Origin of the sequence: Paenibacillus sp. B1-35, assembly GCF_050474385.1 — a bacterium.
Classification (GTDB): Bacteria; Bacillota; Bacilli; order Paenibacillales; family Paenibacillaceae; genus Paenibacillus_B; species Paenibacillus_B alvei.
Window position 1 is genome coordinate 95206 of record NZ_JBCHVJ010000001.1, and the last position, 20619, is coordinate 115824.

The window sequence follows — 20619 nt, forward strand, 5'->3', positions numbered from 1 at the left end:
CGATGAAAAGAAGAGATAGGGAGTGATGGTTCGATGAGAACAATGAAGACCTTTCTACTCATGTTGGCTGAATTGCTGCTTGGAATGTATTACGGTATTTGTCGCAAAGGAGAACATTTCGATAAGAAGACGGCTCATTTGAGTGGCTATCGTTACCTAGCATTCGTGATGGCTCTTCTGTTGACACTTCTTCTTCTCACGATTTGTCTCTATCCCTTTATCCAGTAGTGCAATTCATAAAGGGGGAGGAATGAATCTGTCATGAAGCTGCGATCTGAAATTGCAGATATATTGGAACAATATGTCCAATTGATTCATGCGTACAAGCAGGATTGGCTGGAAGGGCTTTATATTTATGGATCTATTGCGTTAGGCGATTATTCGTTAGCATTGAGCGATATTGATTTTATTGCGATTACACGCGCTCGACTCCATGAAGAAGAGATAAGCAAGCTTAACGATATTCATGCACAAGTAAACCGGTTCTCAGCTCGTCCCAATATGAACGGTATTTATATCACATGGGACGATATAGGGAAGCTGCCGAAGGATGTTGCGCCTTTTCCTTACTATTGCGACGGCAAAATGAAGCAGTCTGGCTACTTCGAGTTGAATCTTGTCACATGGTACGAACTGAAGCAGCATGGAATTGCAATTCTTGGGCCGCCAGTCTCTGAGTTGGATATTGCCTTCGATATGGACGCTTTCTTGAATGAAATGCATGAAAACTTGAATCGCTATTGGGCTCGTTGGATACGAAGCTCTAAGCCTTTTTACTCTATTAAGGGCTTGATGCTGCTGAACCGAGCGCAGATAGCTTGGGGGGTGCTCGGGGTAACAAGGCAATGGTATACCTTCCGTGAACGAGCCATCACAAGTAAAGCAGGGGCAGGCGAATACGCATTGCTGCATGTTCCTGAATGCTGGCATCCCATTTTGCAAGAGTCGATCAATCAACGAAAGGGTGTCAGGGAATCGTTGTATGCGTCGAAGTGGAAGAGGAAGCGCGATGCTTTGGCTTATATGGATTACATAACCAAAGAATGCAATCAATTCGTTGCTTCGTTATCCTTGCAAAAATGAGTATAGATTTGATCTCTCGAGGAGGAAGATCGAATCTTTTTTATTTTTATCTATGATAATCATTATCAATACTATATAATGACATAGATTGCTTATGATTATACTGACATAGAGAAATGAGGGAATCGTTTGCTGCGAAGGTTTTTCTCCTATTATCGTCCGTATATGGGACTGTTCTTTTTGGACTTCACCTGTGCGGTATTCGTTGCATTGCTTGAGCTCGGCTTCCCGCTGGCGGTCAATCAAGTCGTGGACAAGCTGCTGCCAACGGGAAATTGGACATGGATTGTATGGGCTTGCGTAGGCTTGCTCGTTATTTATGGAATTAATATGGTGCTGCACTTTGTCGTCACGTATTGGGGGCATATGCTCGGCATTAACATTGAAACGGATATGCGCAAGAAAATGTTCGAGCACCTGCAGAAGCTGTCTTTCCGCTTCTTCGACAATAATAAGACAGGACAATTGATGTCCCGCATGTCAAATGATCTGCTAGAGATCGGCGAGGTAGCTCACCATGGGCCAGAGGATTTATTCATCGCAATTATGACGCTGCTCGGCGCATTCGGTCTCATGCTCGGCTTGAATTGGAAGCTGGCTGTATTGACATTTATCGTCGTGCCGATATTGTGCTCGATTACCGTTTACTTCAATAAGAAGATGATGGGGACATTCCGCCGTTTGATGACTGACCTTGCGGATTTCAATGCGCGCGTTGAAGACAGCATTGGCGGTGTTCGCGTTGTTCAAGCATTTGCGAATGAGGCGCATGAGAAGGAATTGTTCGCTGAGAACAATGGCCGCTTCCGCAATACGAAGCTGATGTCCTATCGCATCATGGCGTGGAATACGTCAATCAGCTATATTTTGATGCGCATTGTCACCGTGTTTGTACTGTTATGCGGTACGTGGTTCGTTATTCAGAAGGAACTATCGTATGGCGAATTTCTTGCATTTATTTTGCTGACGAATGTATTCCTCGGACCCATTCAGAAAATTAATACCGTAATCGAAAGCTATCCAAAGGGAATCGCTGGCTTCAAGCGGTATGTAGAAATTATCGACACCGAGCCAGACGTGAAGGATAAGCCGGATGCAGTTGATGTGGGCATGCTGCGCGGCAATATCCGATTCCATGATGTAACATTCGGCTATGAACAGGAGCGTCCCGTTCTGCGGGACATCAATGTTGCCATCAACGCTGGAGAAACGGTAGCCTTCGTCGGACCATCCGGCTCAGGCAAGACAACGCTTTGCAGCTTGCTGCCAAGGTTCTATGATGTTCTGGAAGGTAGCATTACCGTGGATGGCATTGATATTCGCGATATGAAGCTGCAATCGCTGCGCAAGCAGATTGGTATCGTGCAGCAGGATGTGTTCTTGTTTTCGGGCACCATTCGCGAAAATATTTCCTATGGGCGTCTCGGCGCATCAGATCAGGATATTTGGGCAGCGGCTCGGCGCGCTCGATTGGACGAGTTTATTCGTGAACAGCCAGAAGGGATGGAGACTGTAATAGGTGAACGCGGCGTGAAGCTGTCGGGCGGTCAGAAGCAGCGTCTCGCTATTGCAAGAATGTTCTTGAAAAACCCGCCGATTTTAATTTTGGACGAGGCGACTTCAGCGCTTGATACAGAAACGGAAGCAGCTATCCAGCAATCTTTGGCAGAACTGTCGGAAGGTCGGACGACACTCGTTATTGCGCATCGGCTGGCAACGATTAAAAATGCCGACCGCATTGTCGTCGTCACGGACAAGGGAATTGTAGAGCAGGGCGGTCATGACGAACTGCTAGCCGTAGGTGGCTTGTACAGCCGATTGCACAAGGCGCAATTCAGAGAATAGCATCTGCATGATGTGCTGAGCAGCTTGCTTGGCCAACTCGTACGGTAAAATAAATTAGATTTTGGAGCCTGATTCACGCATGTTTGCGTTCGAGTCAGGCTTTTTTTTTGTTCGAATGAAGCACATTGGCCTTCTTGTAGGTGGGGGCGGATGTTTTACAATGATAATAATAGTACCTTGACTGTCATAGTACTTTGATCTATATTGTTATTGAGGAGGTGATCCTTGCATGAATGCGAAGCTTTCTTCCGATTTGCTGCGCGGACATACGGATACAATTATTTTGAAGCTGCTGATGAGCGGAGATAAGTACGGTTATGAAATTTGCAAGCTGGTGCACACTGGATCAAACGGACTATACGAGCTGAAGGAAGCCACGATGTATTCCAGTCTGAAGCGGCTGGAGCAGGAAGGAAACATTACTTCCTATTGGGGGGACGAGACGCATGGCGGTAGACGGAAGTATTACCGCATTACAGACAAAGGACGCGTCACGTATGCAGACAATAAGCAGAATTGGGAATATGCGAAGAAAATACTAGATATTTTGATATAAGAAAGGTGGAATATGCAATGGATGAGCGATTAAGACGATACCTGGATAGTGTCTTTTCACCCTATGAAGATTTGAAGCAGATCCAGGAACTGAAGGAAGAGCTGTTGTATGATTTACAGGAGAAGCTGAGCGATTTGAAGAAGGAGGGCTATGACGACGAGGCAGCCTATCTTCTCACGATAGAATCGATAGGTGAGATTTCTGAACTCATTGAGAGCATTAATTCGCAAACGGTCAAGCTGCAGCAGAAGGTTGGGATGGACTTTTCGAAAAGCAATTTGCAAAATTCCGATTTCACCTCTACTTCTGTACATGATGGACAGTTCAATTACAGCAATTTGCAGGGCTCGGACTTCAGCTATTCGGATTTAACAAACAGTTCTTTCAAGTGCAGCAGCTTGGATCAGGTTAACTTTACAGGAGCAAATTTATCAGGTGCGCAAATTGTGAAGTCAAGCGTGAGAAAGGCGATTTTCACAGATTGTATTTTCGAGAATACCGTTTTCAAGTCCTCTGATTTCTCTGGCGTCAGCTTTGACAACTTGACATTCAATGGGGTTGTGTTTGATTATGCTGGCTTGCGAAAGACAACATTCCGTAATGCGGTATTCAACAATGTTTCGTTTAAAACAGATGTAAAGAAGACGATTTTCGACGGGGCCACGATGGATAAGCTGACTTATGCGCTTCTGAAGAGCAATAAGGCTGATTTGAGCAATGTAACGGTACGCTAAGAAGCATATTGCGCGTATTGCATGTATTGCACGCTGTGTAACGAGATACGTAATATGAACTTACCTGTAGCCATTAGGCAGCGGGTAAGTTTTTCATTAGATCCGATTGTCGAACAGGGAAGGGGACAAGGTAACATCCATGAATCATTGGCTTGCAATTGATTATTTACAGCATGGCAATGCAGATCAGGTTGAAGTGTATCATTTGCTCCAAGAGCTTCGGATTATGGCGGTTCTAGAGCTGTACACGCCCGTTCTTATTGGTACGCTTCCCCTCTCTATTCACATACCAGGAAGTGATCTGGATATTGCCTGTGAGGTGTATGACTTCGCAGCATTTGAGAAGCTTGTGCGCGTTCATTTTGAACACTTTGAAGCGTTCGAATACGTACGACGAACGGTTAACGAAGTAGAAAGAGTGAAGGTGAATTTCTGCTGCGGCAAATGGCCTGTCGAAATTTTCGGACAACCGATTCCTGTAATCGAGCAAAATGGATTCCGACATATGGTTATCGAGGAATGCTTGCTGCGCAAATATGGCGATTCGTTTCGCCAGCAGATTATTGAATTAAAGCGGAACGGAATGAAAACGGAACCCGCCTTCGCGAAGCTTCTTCAGCTCGAAGGAGATCCCTATGAACAACTGCTGCTTATTGATTGTGATGAAAATCATAGACATAAAGAGAGTTGACTTGCTAGAAAGAATACATATGTAACATTTGGCAAAAGGATATGGGGGGCAAAATACAGCGATGAGTGGGATAACAGTTGCACCAGTAAATCAGGATTATATCATCGAGCAGGTGAAGGAAAAGTACAACTGCACAGTGCTGAAATGCGAGGGACGGCCAGTACTTGAATTCAAGTCCGAGCAAGAGCTGCATGAGATTACCGACTATGTGCATCACTATTTTCAAATGGATTTGATGGATGTTTTTTTCACCGCAATTGAAAGTATACAAGCCGATGAATAGGAGAGTTGCCCAGGCAGCTCTTCTTTAATATGAAGATGTCTTGTGGTGTTAAAACGTAGGAATTGATGCCATGTGGAATTTTTTTTGTGATAAATGGCCGGATAGCAAAGTGTTTTGGTGTACAATAAGATATATTACGTCATTACGCAGCTATTGAGGTGTAGAAATATGATTATTTTGAAAAGTCAACAAGAAATCGATGCGATGCGTGAATCAGGAAGACTGCTTGGGCAGGTACATCAAGAGCTCGCTGGTATGATTAAGCCAGGCGTGACCACGCATGAAATTGATCAATTCGTGGAGCGCTATTTGCATAAGCATGGTGCAACACCGGAACAGAAGGGCTATCATGGGTTTCCGTTTGCGACATGTGCATCTGTGAATGATGTCATTTGTCACGGCTTTCCGAACAAAGAGCCTTTGAAGGACGGCGACATCGTAACGATTGATATGGTCGTCAATTTGAATGGAGCATTATCTGACTCGGCATGGAGCTATCGTGTTGGTCAAGTATCGGAGCAGGCAGACAAATTACTCACGGTTACAGAGAAATGCTTGTATCTTGGAATCGAGCAGGCTGTACCAGGCAACCGTCTTGGAGATGTCGGACATGCGATTCAATCCTATGCGGAATCGAACGGATTCTCCGTTGTTAGAGACTTTATCGGTCATGGCATTGGCAAGGATATGCACGAAGAGCCGCAAGTTCCGCACTATGGCTCTCCAAATCGCGGCATTCGCTTGAAGGAAGGCATGGTTATTACGATTGAACCGATGCTGAATACGGGACGCTACCATGTGAAGCTCGACAGTGATGGCTGGACTGCACGTACGGCTGATGGCGGATTGTCCGCGCAATATGAGCACACGATCGCCATTACAAAGGATGGCCCAGTTATTTTGACAACCTTATAAGCGGGAGCAACTGCGAGCAGTTGTTACACGCGTTACGTATGTGTACATGTGCAAGCGCCCTCTGGTGGAGATCATTCCATTTGAGGGTGCTTTATTTTTATATCCTGGTAAATGAATAGGTTGAAAGATTTGCCAGAGTGAATATAGAATGGATATATATGCCTATAGGGAAAGAGGAGAAGAACGAGATGATACATATACAGACCGTTGCACAAACTCAACTTGATGAGTTGGCGGAGTTATATACGGAGCTCGATCAAAGTGAGACGAACGTTGAAAGGCTGAAAGAACGATTTACGGCGCTGCAATCGAATCCAGACTATACATTCTTAGGTGCAGTAGATAATTCCGGCAAGCTGGTCGGTTCCGTAATGGGGATTCGCTGCTATGACTTAACAGGTCAATGTCGTCCGTTCATGGTGCTGGAAAATATGATCGTCAGTAAAAGCCATCATCGAAAAGGCATTGGACAAATACTCGTAGAAGCGATAGAGAAAATAGCTATAGAAAGCGATTGTCGCAGTGTCGTACTTTTATCAAGTGCGTGGAGAACGGATGCGCATCAATTTTATGAGAAGCTTGGATTTACGAAGGATGCGACATATGGCTTCATTAAGCCATTAAATAAGTGACGTAAGTTTAAGGCTATGAAAATTAGCTGTTAGAGGGAAAGTGTGCAATAAATCGTATCAAGCCAAACAATGGTATAGAAATTCATGTTCTGGATACGCTCGGTGAAGCAGATCCATCCTTGATACCATTGCTTATCTGCCTGGGGTTGTCTGAATGCGGAAGAATTCCAAGTGCTCATCAGAAATGTGATGAAGGCATTACGGTGAATATTGATGCATAGTATGGAAGGACGATTTTGTTCATTCGTGCTTGCTGGTTCAAGAAAGGAGGACGATTACCGTTCCTTCTTTTCTTTTTGCCATCAATCGTTCACGGATTCCGCACATTGATCGGTTGATCTGGATAAGTTAGAAATGGTACAATATGTCATATATGAGAATTCTCTGGTGGTTTCCGGATGTTTGACTTTTTGAAATGCAAAAGTATCCTCTCGAAGCTGCAGAGGGTCGTGCTTGGAGTCGTTGTATGCTTGCTGGTCATGACGCTGCTTGAACTCCAGCTAATAGAAATGATGACCGTGCACTATGCTTCGACCGGAAGAATATCGGGGAATGGAATCTAGGTTTACTAGCATTAGTCTCGGTCTTATACAATGTTTTTTGTTTATGCGGGAGGTAATTCCCGAGGGAGCGCAAGATAATCACCCTATGGGATCATTTGCTCATTCCATATATCAATTGTGCTTTTGTTAATATTTTCACTTAAATTATTAGGCAAAATATTCACTATCACCTCAGATACATCATCGCGCTAATCATATACGTCTCCCGAATAAAGAGAAATTAGAGAGTGTGCAAGAGCAGGAAGTGCAATAAAAAGAAAAATCAACCAGTTGTCTTATGTGATCCTCCCGTGAATGTGTGACTTCGTCGCTCAACTTCGCATCGAATGGTCATGTGGATGTACTCGCAACACGGCCGAACTCTTATCTAAAAATAAAACGCTTACATGAACTGATGACCATGATGATTCTCAAAATTTTAAAACATCAAGAGCGAACTACTCAATAATTATGCAGGTACAGTCGTATTCCTCATTTTGTGTGATGGAGGTATGAATGTCAGGATGAGGATCATAAGGATGACAGGACTGCTATGCTGCATCTTGATGTTTACACAGGGATGTTCATCAATGGAAATGACCCCATATAAGGAACTGGCAAAAGCATTCAAACAAGCCCAATACGATGTTCCTGATTATACCCAGATTACAGGAGCACAGGAAGAGGTGCTTGCACGATACGAAAAGATAAAGCCATATCTAACGCAAGAGTCCTACTATTATCTGTTCCGGGAAAGATCACTGGTCGTTACCCTTGGTGCGGCGAGGAAGCAGCAATGCAATATTGTGGTTACTTCGTTCCAATTCGAGCAAGAGTCTGAGGCAGATGGAGGGAAGACCTTCACGTATTCCATGACATTGGAGCTGCGCAACGGTCAGGGACAGGTGATGGAGGAGATTGAAGTATCTGCAGGTCAAATGGAATTCGCAATACAGGACGGAGGACTGTTCATAGCGCGTGATCATGACGGAAATCCGTTATCGAGCAAGTACAACTAGGAGGTTGATACTCGTGATCGTGAAAATGCCGACAGACGTATACCATACAATTGCACAAGAATCGCTTGGGTGGAAAATGATTGAGCCGATCATTGAGCGAATCAAGGGCAAGGATCCGATTGAAAAGTCACAGGTATACGCGAAGTTGACCGAAGGTCAAAAGGCGTTGTTTATGTTTTTTGTATTCCACAAGCATACCGAGTCAGTTGAGGAATTTTATTGGTTTGCCTCTTACTTCGTAGGCGATTTGCAGGCATGGCCTTCCTTAAAGACAGGCATGAAGCAATTCAAGGACGAGGCAATGCTACACATTTACGAACAAGTTGAAGCGCTTATCGAATCCTACAATCGCCAGATTGATCGGTCTTGGCGGAAAGCTATCGTATCTGATTTGGAGCATAATACGGAACTGTACAGCAAGGTCTCTCATTTATATGATGCATATAAGAAGCAAGCTCCTAGAACACTTGAGCTCATCCATCTATATATTAATAATAACGTAGAAGAATTCGTAGAGCTTGTGACCTAATGATCATAATTTGCTGAAATCGTGCACTCTCTCTATTTTGAATAGTTATTTTTTACAACAATTCCGTTATAATAATTTATGGATGATCTAAATAGAGAGGGTGCATATGAGATGAAGTTCAGTGAATACACATATGTCCGACCTGATGCGAAACAAATCGAACAACGATTTAAACAATTGATTAGTTCCTTTGAAGCTGCAGAAAGCTTCGAACAGCAGGAACGCATCATGTCAGACATTAACAAGCTTCGCAGTGAATTCGATACACAAACCCAATTGGTATCTATTCGCCATTCGATCAACACGAATGATGAATTCTACAAAGCTGAGCAGGAGTACATGGATGAAGTAGGACCTGTAATCCAAGAATACATAACAGATTACTACCGGGCACTTGTGAATTCGAAGTTTAGAGCAGAGCTTGAGCAAAAATGGGGCATTCAACTGTTCCAATTGGCTGAAAAAATGCTCAAGACGTTCAGCCCTGAAATCATTGAGGACTTGCAATTGGAGAACAAGCTGTCAACCGAATATTCCCAATTGATTGCTTCTGCGAAAGTCCCATTTGAAGGGGAAGAGCGTACACTTGCTCAACTGACACCGTTTGAGCTGTCCACGGATCGCGACATGCGCAAGCGTGCGTCTGAAGCGAGATTCGGATTCATGGCGGAGAATGAAGCAAAGTTCGATCGCATTTATGATGATTTAGTGAAAGTACGTACGAAAATTGCAAAGAAGCTGGGCTACGAGAATTTTGTTCAGCTTGGTTATGACCGGATGTGCCGTACAGATTACAATGCGGAAATGGTAGCGAATTTCAGAGCGCAAGTGCTCGAACATATCGTGCCTGTCGCTACGAAGCTGAAGGAACGTCAACGCAAGCGGATCGATGTTGAGCAAATGTACTACTATGATGGATCATTCGACTTCAAGACAGGGAATGCGACACCGAAGGGAGATCCAGATTGGATCGTCGAGAATGGCGCCAAAATGTATGCTGAGTTGTCACCAGAGATTAATGAATTCTTTACGTTCATGCGCGAAAATGAATTGATGGATCTTGTCAGCAAGAAGGGCAAGCAAAGCGGCGGTTATTGTACATACTTAAGTGAGTTCGGCGCGCCGTTTATCTTCTCCAACTTCAATGGTACATCAGGCGATATTGACGTATTGACACATGAAGCGGGTCATGCGTTCCAGGTGTACGAAAGCCGTCACTTCGAAGTGCCTGAATACAACTGGCCTACGTATGAAGCGGCCGAAATTCATTCCATGAGCATGGAATTCTTCACATGGCCATGGATGGAGCTGTTCTTCCAGGAAGACACGGAGAAGTATAAGTTCGCTCATCTGTCGGGTGCGTTACTGTTCATTCCATATGGTGTATCCGTAGATGAATTCCAGCACTTCGTATACAGCAATCCAGAAGCCACTCCGGCAGAACGCAAGGCGGCTTGGCGTGAAATTGAGAAGAAGTACTTGCCTCACAGGAACTATGAAGGCAATGAATACTTGGAGCAAGGTGGATTCTGGCAGAAGCAGGGACATATCTATCAATCGCCATTCTACTATATCGATTACACCTTGGCTCAATTGTGCGCATTCCAATTCTGGAAGCGCATGAATGAAGATTGGAAGTCCGCTTGGGCTGATTATCTGAAGCTGTGCCGTGCAGGCGGCAGCCAATCCTTCACAGGCTTGGTTCAAGTAGCAGGGCTGATTTCACCGTTCGAAAATGGCTGCATCGCTTCGGTCATCGGCGATATCGAAAATTGGTTGAACGGCGTCGATGACGCTGTATTGTAAATCGAAAATAGAAATACGAACGGAGACCACAAGCGTACATGCGCTTGTGGTCTTTGCATAAATGGCAGTTGGGCGTAGCATGAAAAACAATCTGGTAATTATAGGGGTCGTAATGGACGATAGTCGTGTATAATATAGCTAACAAGTTATCGCATGATAATTCTTTGTGCAGGAAAGGGCGCAAAGGGGCATAGCATGAAGCTTAAGTGGTTTGGAATGGCCTGTGGCGGCAGCCTTATCCTAACACTGATTTTTGTTTGTGCAATGAGCCTTACTGTGGCTGGCAAATGGTTGGGAGCCATAGCTGCGATTCTATTGGGGATTAGCGCTTTATTGTATGGAGTTTTTGCCGACCCGAATCAGGCGCGATATATCCATCGCACGAGCAGTAAGGAGGAGCGGCATAACCGTGAACGGTGGGGAACGCTATTTCTCATGATGTCTGTCCCATTTATTGTGCTATCCCTTATTTTATTAGCTAGCAGTCGATAGTTTGTAAACGAACTTTCCATAACTTGAATAGTCAACAGGAGAATCAATCATGCACTTGGTTTTGTTACTTGTAGCAGCGCTTTTTGTCATTTTTTTAGTGTCCAGTATTATCCGGCAGGACTATCGCAACATCGTATTTCAATCTATTGTTCTCTGTGTGCTGCTTCTGTTGTACATCGCTTTCCGCAAGGATCAGAAGCGAAGCAATGAATTTGCGATATGGCTGTACCTGAATCGCGATCAGCTTCGTCAGGAAGGTGCCAACTACGAGCAGTGCCTGATCGATCGGGACTCTGAGTTTGTGCAGTATGAGGTATGTTTATCTTTCGGCATATTCAGCTATCGAATGAAGACAGGCTATTATGTAAAAGGGTACCATTTGACGCCGCTGCTGAATATGGCGTTCAGTCTTTATACTCTCCTATTTGGCTGGTGGGCAATTCCGTCGGGCCCTATCCATACAGTGCGAGCCATAGCCTTTAACTTGCTTGCTAAGCCGAAGAAGCTGGAGAATGTACTGTTTGAGCTTGAAGTTGAAGTGGTTGAAGAGTTCAAAAAGGAAGAGCGTAAGAGAATGAAAAAGCAGTCTCGAATGGCTAAAGAAGAACGTCGACTGGATAACTAAAAATGAAATCCGCAACGCTATGGACAACCGCCTATCCATATACACCTATAGAAGGAAAAGGAGCGAGCGCAAATTGATAAAAGCAGTCATATTTGATTTTGATGGATTAATCGTCGATACGGAAACGGCTTGGTATGAGTCTTACAGCAAGGTTAGTAAGGCGTATGGGGTCGATTTGAAAATAGATGTGTGGGGACAATGTGTAGGAGCTTCTTTTGAGGAATTTGATCCGCTGGATTATATAGTGGAGCATGCGGATCGTCAGGTAGACCGTGAGGCATTCAAGCAAGAGGCTGATGTGGTGTTCGCCGACATTATGGATCATACTCAATTGCGTCCCGGTGTGATCGATTACTTGGAAGAGGCAAAGCGAAGCGGTCTTCGGATTGCTCTTGCTTCAAGCTCTAATCGGAACTGGGTTGAATCCTATTTGAACAGGTTCAACATTCGTTCATACTTTGAAGTCGTGAATACATCTGACGACGTTGAGCGGATTAAGCCAGCTCCTGATTTATATGAGAAAACGATCCGTGAGCTAGGGATCAACGGGTTTGAAGCGGTTGCTTTCGAGGATTCATTCCATGGGATGACGGCTGCGAAGGCAGCGGGAGTAAACTGTGTAGTAGTGCCTAACCAGGTGACTTCCCATATGGAGTTCGCAGGCAGTGATGGGCGATTAAGCTCAATGGCAGAGAAGGACTTACATGCGGTAATCAACACTATTGCAGCATTATCGCAAGCAGAAGCGCACAATCATTCATAGATTGGCAGGAGAATATCACAATGTAATTTGTATGGGAGAACACGTTCATTGTAACTGTAGTTCTAATCATTCGATCGAGGAAGCGGGCGCATCAATTACATGCTAGAATTGCTCAACTGGAGCATCAAATGGACAATATGCAGCGCAATCATGAAGACAAACAGCGGCATTGACAATAGTTATATTTCTGATTACATGGAGGTCTGCGATGGTTGCAGCGAGTGAAATTACATATGGCATGTATACGATGTGCATGGTGAAGGATGGAGATCGGGTACTGCTTATGAATCGTCCAGACAGCAAGGGTTTTCCGGGATATTTGGCACCAGGAGGCAAGATCGAGTTTCCAGAGAGCCTTACCGAAGGAGCTATTCGTGAGGTATATGAGGAAACTGGTTTGCGAGTAAGCGGACTTATCTATAAGGGCTTGGATGAATATGTTGTTCCTTTAACGAATTTTAGGTATATGGTGTTTAACTATTTGGCTACCTCCTATGAAGGTAAACTGCTTGACAATCCTCCTGAAGGAGAGCTCATTTGGGTGCCAATCCAAGAAGTGATGGATTTGCCAATGCAATCTTGGTTCAAGCGGAAGTTTCCTTTATTTTTCAAGGAAGGGACGTTTGAAATATCCGTGGTATGGAATGAAGAGGAGAAGCAGCCGATAGAAGAGAAGATTGCTTTACTTGTATAAAAGAGCATTTAGGAATCATTACTATTGATCTCAATATGTAGAATGACTAAAAACACTTGGAAACCCAAGTGTTTTTATTTTTGAAAACAAATAGATGTTTCAGATGCTTTACAATGCAGAAGAGATTTTGCCCTTCATGCGTGAACATGGATTTGAGGGGATTCAATTGATTAGCTCATCTGGGCTCGGAAGCTCACTACCAGAAGAACAGTGTCGTTATTGGTCGAGCTGTGGTGATGAAGAGATGGAGAAGTTCTATCAATTGTTCTACGAGACCGCAGCAGATCCTTCGCTTTTAGGAACAGGAACTCATTTGTTCTACATCGGCCAAAAAAATAGATAAGTTTTTTCGATTTTATATCCGCATTTATGACTCAGAATTGAGATGAAATTCTCTATTTTGGGTCTTTATTTGCTCCTAGGCATGCCGTAGAGACTATATTCTTTCCAAGGTGCAACAATTTACAACATTTTTTGCACTGGTACAAAACTATTGAATAAAGGAAACAAATATGATAGATTACAAGATGTCCAAAAAAGAGGAAGTTGATTCCACATGCTAGATTGAAGAGATAATGGGGGGAACGATATTGCAAGCGAAATCATTTAAAAGTTGGATTGCATCATTACTCGTCTTTATTCTTATCTTCAGTTCGCCAGCATTTACGTATGCGGCACATCCTGATGTAAGCCATTCTATTTCAGCGATGTCGGCTAACTTGTCGGGGGAAGAAGATGCAAGCCATCAAAATTCAAAGCAGCTTGGCGGCGACCACGTTGAAATTGATACCAAGCTGTTGCAAGTCTTCCAGGCCGATAAGTATGCAACGTATATTGTAAAGCTAAAGGAACAGCCTGATATAAAAGCAATTTCGCAAAATGCCCTGCAATGGTCATTGCAAAAGGGTGAATCTTCGGCAAAGCAAACACGTACGGTGCGCAACTTCATCGTGAATTCGCTGATGAGTACAGCAGATGAATCGCAGGTAGGTATCATTCAACAATTAGAAAAAATGGAATCGGCAGGCGAGGTAAGAGATTTTTATCCCTACTATATCGTAAATGCGATCGCATTTACGAGTACAAAAGAAGCGATGGAAAAACTTGCGGATCGTGATGAAGTCGATAAGATCATGTCGAACCATACATATACGCTTCAAACCGACATGAAATCGAAAATGGTACTGTCGGGTGCGCAACTCGCAGTCAGCAAAAAAGAGATCCCGTGGAACTTGCGCAATATTAATGCAGAACAGGCATGGGAGCTTGGTTTTGATGGTACAGGAGTCGTAGTTGCGAATATGGATTCCGGTGTCGACGGCAGCCACCCGGCACTACAGCATAAATGGAGAGGACTGGATCAAGGCGGAAACATTGTGGATCCAGAGCTAAGCTGGTTCGATGCAACTATCGAGAAGAAGAAGTTTCCTACTGATGGCAATGGTCACGGCACCCATGTTATGGGGACGATGGTCGGCTCTGAAAAAGATGGCAGCAACAAGATCGGTGTTGCACCGAATGCAAAATGGATTGCCGCTCGTGTGTTTGATTCGAATGGACAGACAACGGATGCGGATTTGATTAAAGCGGGAGAATGGATACTTGCGCCGACGGATAAGCATGGCGTGAAGCATCCTGAATTAGCCCCTGATGTCGTGAATAATTCATGGGGAAATGTGCCTGCTGGAAAGAATGAATTTTTCCATGATATCGTGAAAGCATGGATTGCAGCAGACATATTCCCGGCATTTTCAGCAGGAAACGCTCAGCCTCCAGAAAATAATGGCGGGCCAGGTTCCATTACGGCACCAGGCAATTACCCCGAATCCTTCGCGACTGGCGCAGTTGATATTCAGAACAAGCTGGCGGACTTCTCACTTCAAGGGCCGACGCCCTACGGTCAAATGAAGCCGGAAGTATCTGCACCAGGTGTGCATATTCGATCAGCTGTTCCTGGAGGACAATATGCGCTCATGAACGGAACTTCTATGGCGAGTCCACATACTGCTGGCGTTGCTGCACTGATTAAGCAGGCCAACCGCTCCTTGAAGGTTAAGGATATTGAAGAAATACTGAAGAATACAACGGATGCATTAACAGATCATGTATTTCCACAATCACCGAACAACGGTTACGGCTGGGGGGTTATTAATGCACTTAATGCCGTGTCTACCCAAGACAAGGGGTTGGGCAAGGTTGTTGGTCAAGTGACAGTAGACGGTATCAGTGCAGGAATCCCGACAATTGAACATGATCCAATTACGTTGACGTTCAATATCTTGGACAAGGATGTATTTGCTCGGGTGCAGGATGATGTTAGTGTAACGAATGTGAACCTGTACGTTCGTGAGAAAGGGACGAATGCTTGGAGCAAACATGCGATGCTCCGTACATCCGGCAGCCATATGAGAGGTTTATATGAAGGAAGCATCCCTCTGAAGGAGCTGTCCTTGAATGGAATTGAATATTATATTGAGGCTGTAAATTTCTCAGGACATGCAAGCAAGACAGAGGTGTACCCAGTTTCTGTATCGAAGGGAGTCAAGATTGGCTATACGCAAGATTTTGAGACCTCGATTGATGGCTTCGGTTTCGGAGATGCTTCGGGTGTATGGCAATGGGGAGTTCCGACGAGCGGGCCGAAGCAAGCATTTTCCGGCAGCAAAGTAATGGCAACGGTACTGGATGGCAAGTATCCGAATGGAACCAACAGTTATGTTGAAATGCCTGTTATTGATTTGACGGATAAGCAGCATGCTGTTCTATCCTTTGCTCACTGGTACAAGCTTGGCGATTGGTGGAATGCATCTTATGATCGAGCAGAGGTGTTTATTGGCAGCAAGAAGTCGAACTTCCAGTTCGAACGGGTGAAAACATATACGATGCGCAATACCACATGGACAACCGAGTATATCGACTTATCTCCATATGCAGGCGATCAAATCTATGTCGTCTTTAATTTGCGAGGGGAGTTCGGCAGTGACGAGGGCTGGTATATCGATGATATTAAAATTCAAGCCCCGGATCCAACGCTTCCGCTTCCGCCGAAAATTAAGGTTAGAAGCAACGCGCCAGGCAAAGTCATCATCGACTTTGACGATGCGCCGTCGGGCGTTTTGAAAGAATATGTCATTTATCGCAGCACGGATCGCAGTGGCCCATGGAGTGAGATTGGCACAAGCTCAAGCTATAATTATGCAGACATGCCTAGTCCACAGAAGGGAACTTATTATTACAAAGTGAAATCGAGAACGGTCAGCCATGCGCTTAGTGTGGATTCGGATATTGTATCTTGGACGTTCACAGAAGGCCAAGTGATATTCGGTGATGAGTTCGAAGGTGCTAATAAGGGCTGGACAGTCGAAGGGCAAGGAAATGAGTGGGAGCATGGTGTTCCTCATCCGACTAGGGGGCCGCAAAAGGCAGTCTCTGGCCAGAACGTATGGGGCACGAACTTGAATGGACCTTATGGGGGCGATGTAAACCAGAGTCTCGTATCGCCTGAAATTGATTTGACTCAGGTGAAGCATGCATCACTCTATTTCCAACAGTGGCACGATATTGATGACGGTGATAAGGGAACAGTCGAGATAAGCAAGGATCAGGGCGCCACATGGCAGCCGCTCGCTGAATATCCGAAGCAGGGCTATGATACGAATCATCCACGCAGATTCTGGTATTTGGAAGAGCTTGGCCTAGATTCTTACATTGGGAAAAAAATCAACATCCGCTTCCGATTTGAGAGCAAGCGGCCGTCACTCCAGCTCGGCTGGTACATCGATGATGTAGAAGTAAGGGAGACTCCACCAGTGATGACACGACCGAAAACCACCTCTTACTCCCATTCAGGTGGAGATCAAGTAAAGAATGCTTCAATGGGAATGGAAAAGCAGAGTCTTGATGTGCTCACATTCGAAATGTTGAAATCAGCCAAGCGCGGCCAGGATTCGCATCAAGGCGGGCACACACAGGCATTTGCACAACAGCCAAACACAGGGCGTATGCCAATCATGGCAGATATAAGTGTCGTACAATCGCAGCGGGCAACCCGATCCGATGCGGGTACTGGGCGATACACGCTGAAGCATCCACCAGGAGATTATTTGCTGCAAGTGGAGGCTTATGGCTTTAAGACAGAACAAAGGCCAATCAGCATTGAACAAAACAAAGAAGCAGTGATGGATGTTCATTTGCAGCCGCTGGCGAAAGGCAAAATCGCGGGCAAGATCACAGACTTTGTTACAGGCATGCCATTAAAAAATGCGACGATCAGATTGTTGAATGATGTACGTATTGCACCAGCATTGACGAATCAAGAGGGACAGTTCGAGCTTGAAGCCTATGAAGGTGACTATCAATTGTCCGTCTCTGTACTAAACTATTTATCCGTGCAAGACAACGTCAAGATTACAGGCAACGACACGGTTAACGTTTCATTTGCCCTTCATGGCTTCCATGGATCTTCCGAAGAAATCCATTATGATGATGGTGTTGCAGATAACGCAAAAGCTTTCTATGATTCCGGCAATGGGTTTGCGGTACGTATGACAACGGATGGGCCGGCACAAGTAACGGGAGCGAAATTCTTCTTCTGGGATCAGGGATGGCCGAATCCCGGTGGAGAGAAGTTCAAATACGCGATTTATGATGCCAGCGGACCTGATGGTCTTCCTGGTAAAGTAGTGGCGGGTCCTTATGAAGGCAAGGCGAAGCGGAATGGATCTTGGACGAATGTGACGATACAGAATCCGGTTATTTTCAATGGCGATTTCTACGTAGCGTACATTCAAGAGGGAGAAATGCCGAATGTACCGGGCTTGTCGATGACGAAGCTTGGCAATTATTCAGGACGCTCCTGGAAGAACGATCGCGGTACGTGGAAAAAGATCGGGAACAGCGATGGCAATTACATGATTCGAGCTACCGTTACCAAGATTGCGGAAGAGCCGATCATTACAGAACCAGCGCCGGGAACGACGGTTACAGATGCTCATGTAGTTGTAAAAGGAATGTATCCAACTGACGGTACGACGATCCATGTATATCGCCAAGACGCGCGCATCGGAACTGGAGTTGTACAGCAGGGACAATTTGCGATTCCCGTACAACTGGAACGTGGTGAGAACAAGTTGTATGCTGTAGCAGAGTCAAATGGTCAAGCAACGAGTAAGTCTCCAACGATTGCAATTCATTACATTGCCCCTGCCCAAAATGGGGAGATTACATCGATTACCGTGCAGCCTCGAGATGTGTCGCTGAAAACAGGTGAACAGTCAACACTTGCGGTTACAGCGGCTGTGTATGAGAACGGCAATATGATACCGATGCCGTTGACGGAAGGCTTACGATTCACGTCCTCAGACAGTTCTATTGCAGAGGTGGATCAAGCAGGACATGTTACGGGTGTGAGCGAAGGGACATCTGTTGTTCGAGTCACCTATCAGCAATGGAGTGACCAATCGACGATTACCGTTCATCGCGGGGATGATGGCAAAGAACCAGAGCTTCAATCCATTACCGTTTATCCGGATAAGCTGGCATTAGATGTAGGTGAATCTGCGCCACTTTCTGTTGCAGCAGTCGTATATAGGGATGGGGAAGTCAAAATTTCCCCAATCAGAGAGCATCTCCAGTTCCGTTCTTCTGACGAGCATGTCGCGAAGGTAGATGATATAGGAAGTGTAACAGGATGGAACGAAGGCAGGGCAACGATAACGGTATTCTACAAAGACAAACAAACAGAAGCAGTGGTTACGGTGCGAAGGAAGAGTGCTATTCCGTATGAGCCGCCTGCGTCCTCGGGCGGTTCGTCCAGCTCGGCCAATTCAGGCACAACCGTTCCTGAAAAAGATAAGCGGATTCCAGTTGTTGCTGACGGCAAAACGATCGGATATCTTGTGGAGCAGTCAGCTTCTACGTCGCTGACAAAGAATGCATCGGTTTCCCTTCTTGCTCAATGGATGAATGACGAGCTTAAGGGCGCAGCAAATAAGCCAGTGATGATGGATTTGCGGAATGTGGACTTTAAGAATTACGGCCAAGTATCGATTACTTTCCAGGCAATAATGATGAAGCAGCTTCAGATTTCCGGCAAGGCGCTTCACATCGCATCTGGGGGATTTGAACTGACGATTCCGAATGAAGCCATATCCGATTATCTATCTAATGATCAATTCAAGCTGAATGTATCTGTTCAGGGGGCAGATCAGCTGATGGTGGCTGAAAACGATCAAGTCCGGCTTGTGTCCGATCGTGTGGCCATTTCAACGGAAAGCGGCAAGTTCATTCATCCGGTTACACTGCTTCTGCGATGGGATATAACGCAAGTAAAAGATTCACGCAAAACAGTCGTATATCGAAAGAGTACGGATGAGAAATGGATATATGCTGATCGATCAAGCAGATATCCGTATGGATTAGCCTTAACCATCTCACAATCTGGCGCCTATGCGGTGCATGAGCTATCTCCAAGTTTTACAGATCTGGCAGCTCATTGGGGTAAAGATGCGATTGAGGTACTGGCTGCACAGCATATTGTCAATGGAACGAGCAAGGGACATTATACACCTAATGCGACCATTACTCGTGCGCAATTTTTGATGATGCTTGATCGTTTGGCTCCGACTCAAGAAGGACACGAAGGCAATGCAAATTCAGATCGTTTATACTGGGCAACTGGCAATGTTAATGAGCTAATTTCACGGGCTGAAATGGTGCGGTTGCTCGTACAGAGGTCGGCTGCGGATGTACGTCATGCGATGAAGTCTAGATTTACGGATACTTCACACTTATCTCAAGATGAACAAGCTGCAATTGCGCATGCGGTAGATCAAGGATGGGTTCAGGGAATCGGTGGTAACCGCTTCGGAAGTGACCTGACTTCTACACGTGCACAGGCGGCAATGCTGCTGTATCGATATATGAAGTCTATGAATCAGCTATAGCAATAAAGATATATGCAGTACAGTGGAAAATAGCAAATAAGTAATGAATATCCAGAGATAAGCCAGACGAATCCGCCCAATAGTGGGCGGATTCGTTTGCTTTAAGGATGAAATTATCGGCAGCTTCTGTGAGATATTGTACATTGACATCATAGATGGAATCATGTGACAATAGATAACAACTTGAATCAATACAATGAACTTCAATGACGAGAACGAGTAAGCTATGAATGCCGATCTCCAGAGAGTTGGTGAGTTGCTGCAAGCCAACGTTCGGCGCATAACTGAACATCATCTCTGAGAAGCGCAGCTGAACAAATGGAACGTTCATAAGTAAGCTGCGCCGGAAATTCCACCGTTATTCGGAATTCGTATTTACAAGTATATGCGAAGAAGAGCTGCATGGAGCGGGAATGATAGATGGATTGGAACAGCCTATGTCTATCATCTAGCTGCATGAATATGG

19 protein-coding genes and 1 other annotated feature (1 of these 20 only partly in view) are annotated in these 20619 nt (G+C 45.0%); all 19 genes read left to right on the top strand.

Features of this window, described 5'->3' with window-relative positions; all coding sequences use genetic code 11:
• Positions 1–33: 33 nt before the first annotated feature.
• Positions 34–228: a hypothetical protein gene (locus ACQ5BJ_RS00525; RefSeq protein ID WP_005549664.1), complete on the top strand. Its 195-nt coding sequence runs from the start codon at positions 34–36 to the stop codon at positions 226–228.
• A 33-nt stretch (positions 229–261) separates the two neighbouring features.
• Positions 262–1083 carry a nucleotidyltransferase domain-containing protein gene (locus ACQ5BJ_RS00530; RefSeq protein ID WP_005549662.1) on the top strand — a complete coding sequence of 274 codons (822 nt, stop codon included), beginning with the start codon at positions 262–264 and terminating at the stop codon, positions 1081–1083.
• 129 nt (positions 1084–1212) lie between these two features.
• Complete coding sequence (locus tag ACQ5BJ_RS00535) at positions 1213–2928, top strand: ABC transporter ATP-binding protein (protein WP_268600259.1); 1716 nt, start codon at positions 1213–1215, stop codon at positions 2926–2928.
• Between the two features lie 229 nt (positions 2929–3157).
• Entirely contained in the window at positions 3158–3484 is a 327-nt protein-coding gene (locus ACQ5BJ_RS00540; RefSeq protein WP_005549659.1) for a PadR family transcriptional regulator, read from the top strand.
• 17 nt (positions 3485–3501) lie between these two features.
• Positions 3502–4218: a pentapeptide repeat-containing protein gene (locus ACQ5BJ_RS00545; RefSeq protein ID WP_005549657.1), complete on the top strand. Its 717-nt coding sequence runs from the start codon at positions 3502–3504 to the stop codon at positions 4216–4218.
• 139 nt (positions 4219–4357) lie between these two features.
• Positions 4358–4909, top strand: coding sequence for a DUF4269 domain-containing protein (locus ACQ5BJ_RS00550; protein WP_268600261.1), 552 nt, complete (start codon positions 4358–4360; stop codon positions 4907–4909).
• A gap of 61 nt (positions 4910–4970) precedes the next feature.
• Positions 4971–5192, top strand: a complete 222-nt coding sequence (locus ACQ5BJ_RS00555) for a hypothetical protein (RefSeq protein WP_040736372.1) — start codon at positions 4971–4973, stop codon at positions 5190–5192.
• Positions 5193–5360: 168 nt separating this feature from the next.
• On the top strand, positions 5361–6107 hold the full coding sequence (gene map / locus ACQ5BJ_RS00560) for a type I methionyl aminopeptidase (RefSeq protein WP_430107812.1): 747 nt from the start codon (positions 5361–5363) through the stop codon (positions 6105–6107).
• A gap of 188 nt (positions 6108–6295) precedes the next feature.
• Positions 6296–6739, top strand: coding sequence for a GNAT family N-acetyltransferase (locus ACQ5BJ_RS00565; RefSeq protein ID WP_005549649.1), 444 nt, complete (start codon positions 6296–6298; stop codon positions 6737–6739).
• A gap of 398 nt (positions 6740–7137) precedes the next feature.
• Entirely contained in the window at positions 7138–7302 is a 165-nt protein-coding gene (locus ACQ5BJ_RS00570; RefSeq protein ID WP_005549647.1) for a hypothetical protein, read from the top strand.
• Between the two features lie 569 nt (positions 7303–7871).
• A complete protein-coding gene (locus tag ACQ5BJ_RS00575) occupies positions 7872–8300 on the top strand; it encodes a hypothetical protein (protein WP_157267064.1) in 429 nt (142 codons plus the stop codon).
• A 13-nt stretch (positions 8301–8313) separates the two neighbouring features.
• Positions 8314–8829, top strand: a complete 516-nt coding sequence (locus tag ACQ5BJ_RS00580; protein WP_005549644.1) for a hypothetical protein — start codon at positions 8314–8316, stop codon at positions 8827–8829.
• Positions 8830–8940: 111 nt separating this feature from the next.
• On the top strand, positions 8941–10635 hold the full coding sequence (locus ACQ5BJ_RS00585) for a M3 family oligoendopeptidase (RefSeq protein ID WP_005549642.1): 1695 nt from the start codon (positions 8941–8943) through the stop codon (positions 10633–10635).
• A gap of 195 nt (positions 10636–10830) precedes the next feature.
• A complete protein-coding gene (locus tag ACQ5BJ_RS00590; protein ID WP_005549641.1) occupies positions 10831–11127 on the top strand; it encodes a DUF5316 family protein in 297 nt (98 codons plus the stop codon).
• Positions 11128–11176: 49 nt separating this feature from the next.
• A complete protein-coding gene (locus tag ACQ5BJ_RS00595; protein WP_268600264.1) occupies positions 11177–11752 on the top strand; it encodes a hypothetical protein in 576 nt (191 codons plus the stop codon).
• A gap of 73 nt (positions 11753–11825) precedes the next feature.
• The gene (locus tag ACQ5BJ_RS00600) at positions 11826–12515 is read left to right on the top strand and encodes an HAD family hydrolase (RefSeq protein WP_005549637.1); all 690 of its coding nucleotides are present in this window, start codon (positions 11826–11828) and stop codon (positions 12513–12515) included.
• Between the two features lie 208 nt (positions 12516–12723).
• Positions 12724–13209, top strand: coding sequence for an 8-oxo-dGTP diphosphatase (locus tag ACQ5BJ_RS00605; protein WP_268600266.1), 486 nt, complete (start codon positions 12724–12726; stop codon positions 13207–13209).
• Between the two features lie 136 nt (positions 13210–13345).
• Complete coding sequence (locus ACQ5BJ_RS00610) at positions 13346–13552, top strand: hypothetical protein (RefSeq protein WP_268619816.1); 207 nt, start codon at positions 13346–13348, stop codon at positions 13550–13552.
• Positions 13553–13799: 247 nt separating this feature from the next.
• Positions 13800–20153 (top strand): S8 family serine peptidase, encoded by a 6354-nt coding sequence (locus ACQ5BJ_RS00615; RefSeq protein ID WP_430107820.1) that lies wholly within the window; start codon positions 13800–13802, stop codon positions 20151–20153.
• Between the two features lie 197 nt (positions 20154–20350).
• Positions 20351–20619 (top strand) — a binding site (T-box leader); it runs 30 nt beyond the window's last position.

Bases quoted from the DNA above. Each gene is read 5' to 3' on its own strand.
- ACQ5BJ_RS00595 (WP_268600264.1), top strand. From the start codon at position 11,177: ATGCACTTGGTTTTGTTACTTGTAGCAGCGCTTTTTGTCATTTTTTTA.
- ACQ5BJ_RS00540 (WP_005549659.1), top strand. From the start codon at position 3,158: ATGAATGCGAAGCTTTCTTCCGATTTGCTGCGCGGACATACGGATACA.
- ACQ5BJ_RS00585 (WP_005549642.1), top strand. From the start codon at position 8,941: ATGAAGTTCAGTGAATACACATATGTCCGACCTGATGCGAAACAAATC.
- ACQ5BJ_RS00545 (WP_005549657.1), top strand. From the start codon at position 3,502: ATGGATGAGCGATTAAGACGATACCTGGATAGTGTCTTTTCACCCTAT.
- ACQ5BJ_RS00555 (WP_040736372.1), top strand. From the start codon at position 4,971: ATGAGTGGGATAACAGTTGCACCAGTAAATCAGGATTATATCATCGAG.
- map (WP_430107812.1), top strand. From the start codon at position 5,361: ATGATTATTTTGAAAAGTCAACAAGAAATCGATGCGATGCGTGAATCA.
- ACQ5BJ_RS00550 (WP_268600261.1), top strand. From the start codon at position 4,358: ATGAATCATTGGCTTGCAATTGATTATTTACAGCATGGCAATGCAGAT.
- ACQ5BJ_RS00570 (WP_005549647.1), top strand. From the start codon at position 7,138: ATGTTTGACTTTTTGAAATGCAAAAGTATCCTCTCGAAGCTGCAGAGG.
- ACQ5BJ_RS00590 (WP_005549641.1), top strand. From the start codon at position 10,831: ATGAAGCTTAAGTGGTTTGGAATGGCCTGTGGCGGCAGCCTTATCCTA.
- ACQ5BJ_RS00530 (WP_005549662.1), top strand. From the start codon at position 262: ATGAAGCTGCGATCTGAAATTGCAGATATATTGGAACAATATGTCCAA.
- ACQ5BJ_RS00575 (WP_157267064.1), top strand. From the start codon at position 7,872: ATGGAAATGACCCCATATAAGGAACTGGCAAAAGCATTCAAACAAGCC.
- ACQ5BJ_RS00565 (WP_005549649.1), top strand. From the start codon at position 6,296: ATGATACATATACAGACCGTTGCACAAACTCAACTTGATGAGTTGGCG.
- ACQ5BJ_RS00525 (WP_005549664.1), top strand. From the start codon at position 34: ATGAGAACAATGAAGACCTTTCTACTCATGTTGGCTGAATTGCTGCTT.
- ACQ5BJ_RS00610 (WP_268619816.1), top strand. From the start codon at position 13,346: ATGCGTGAACATGGATTTGAGGGGATTCAATTGATTAGCTCATCTGGG.
- ACQ5BJ_RS00605 (WP_268600266.1), top strand. From the start codon at position 12,724: ATGGTTGCAGCGAGTGAAATTACATATGGCATGTATACGATGTGCATG.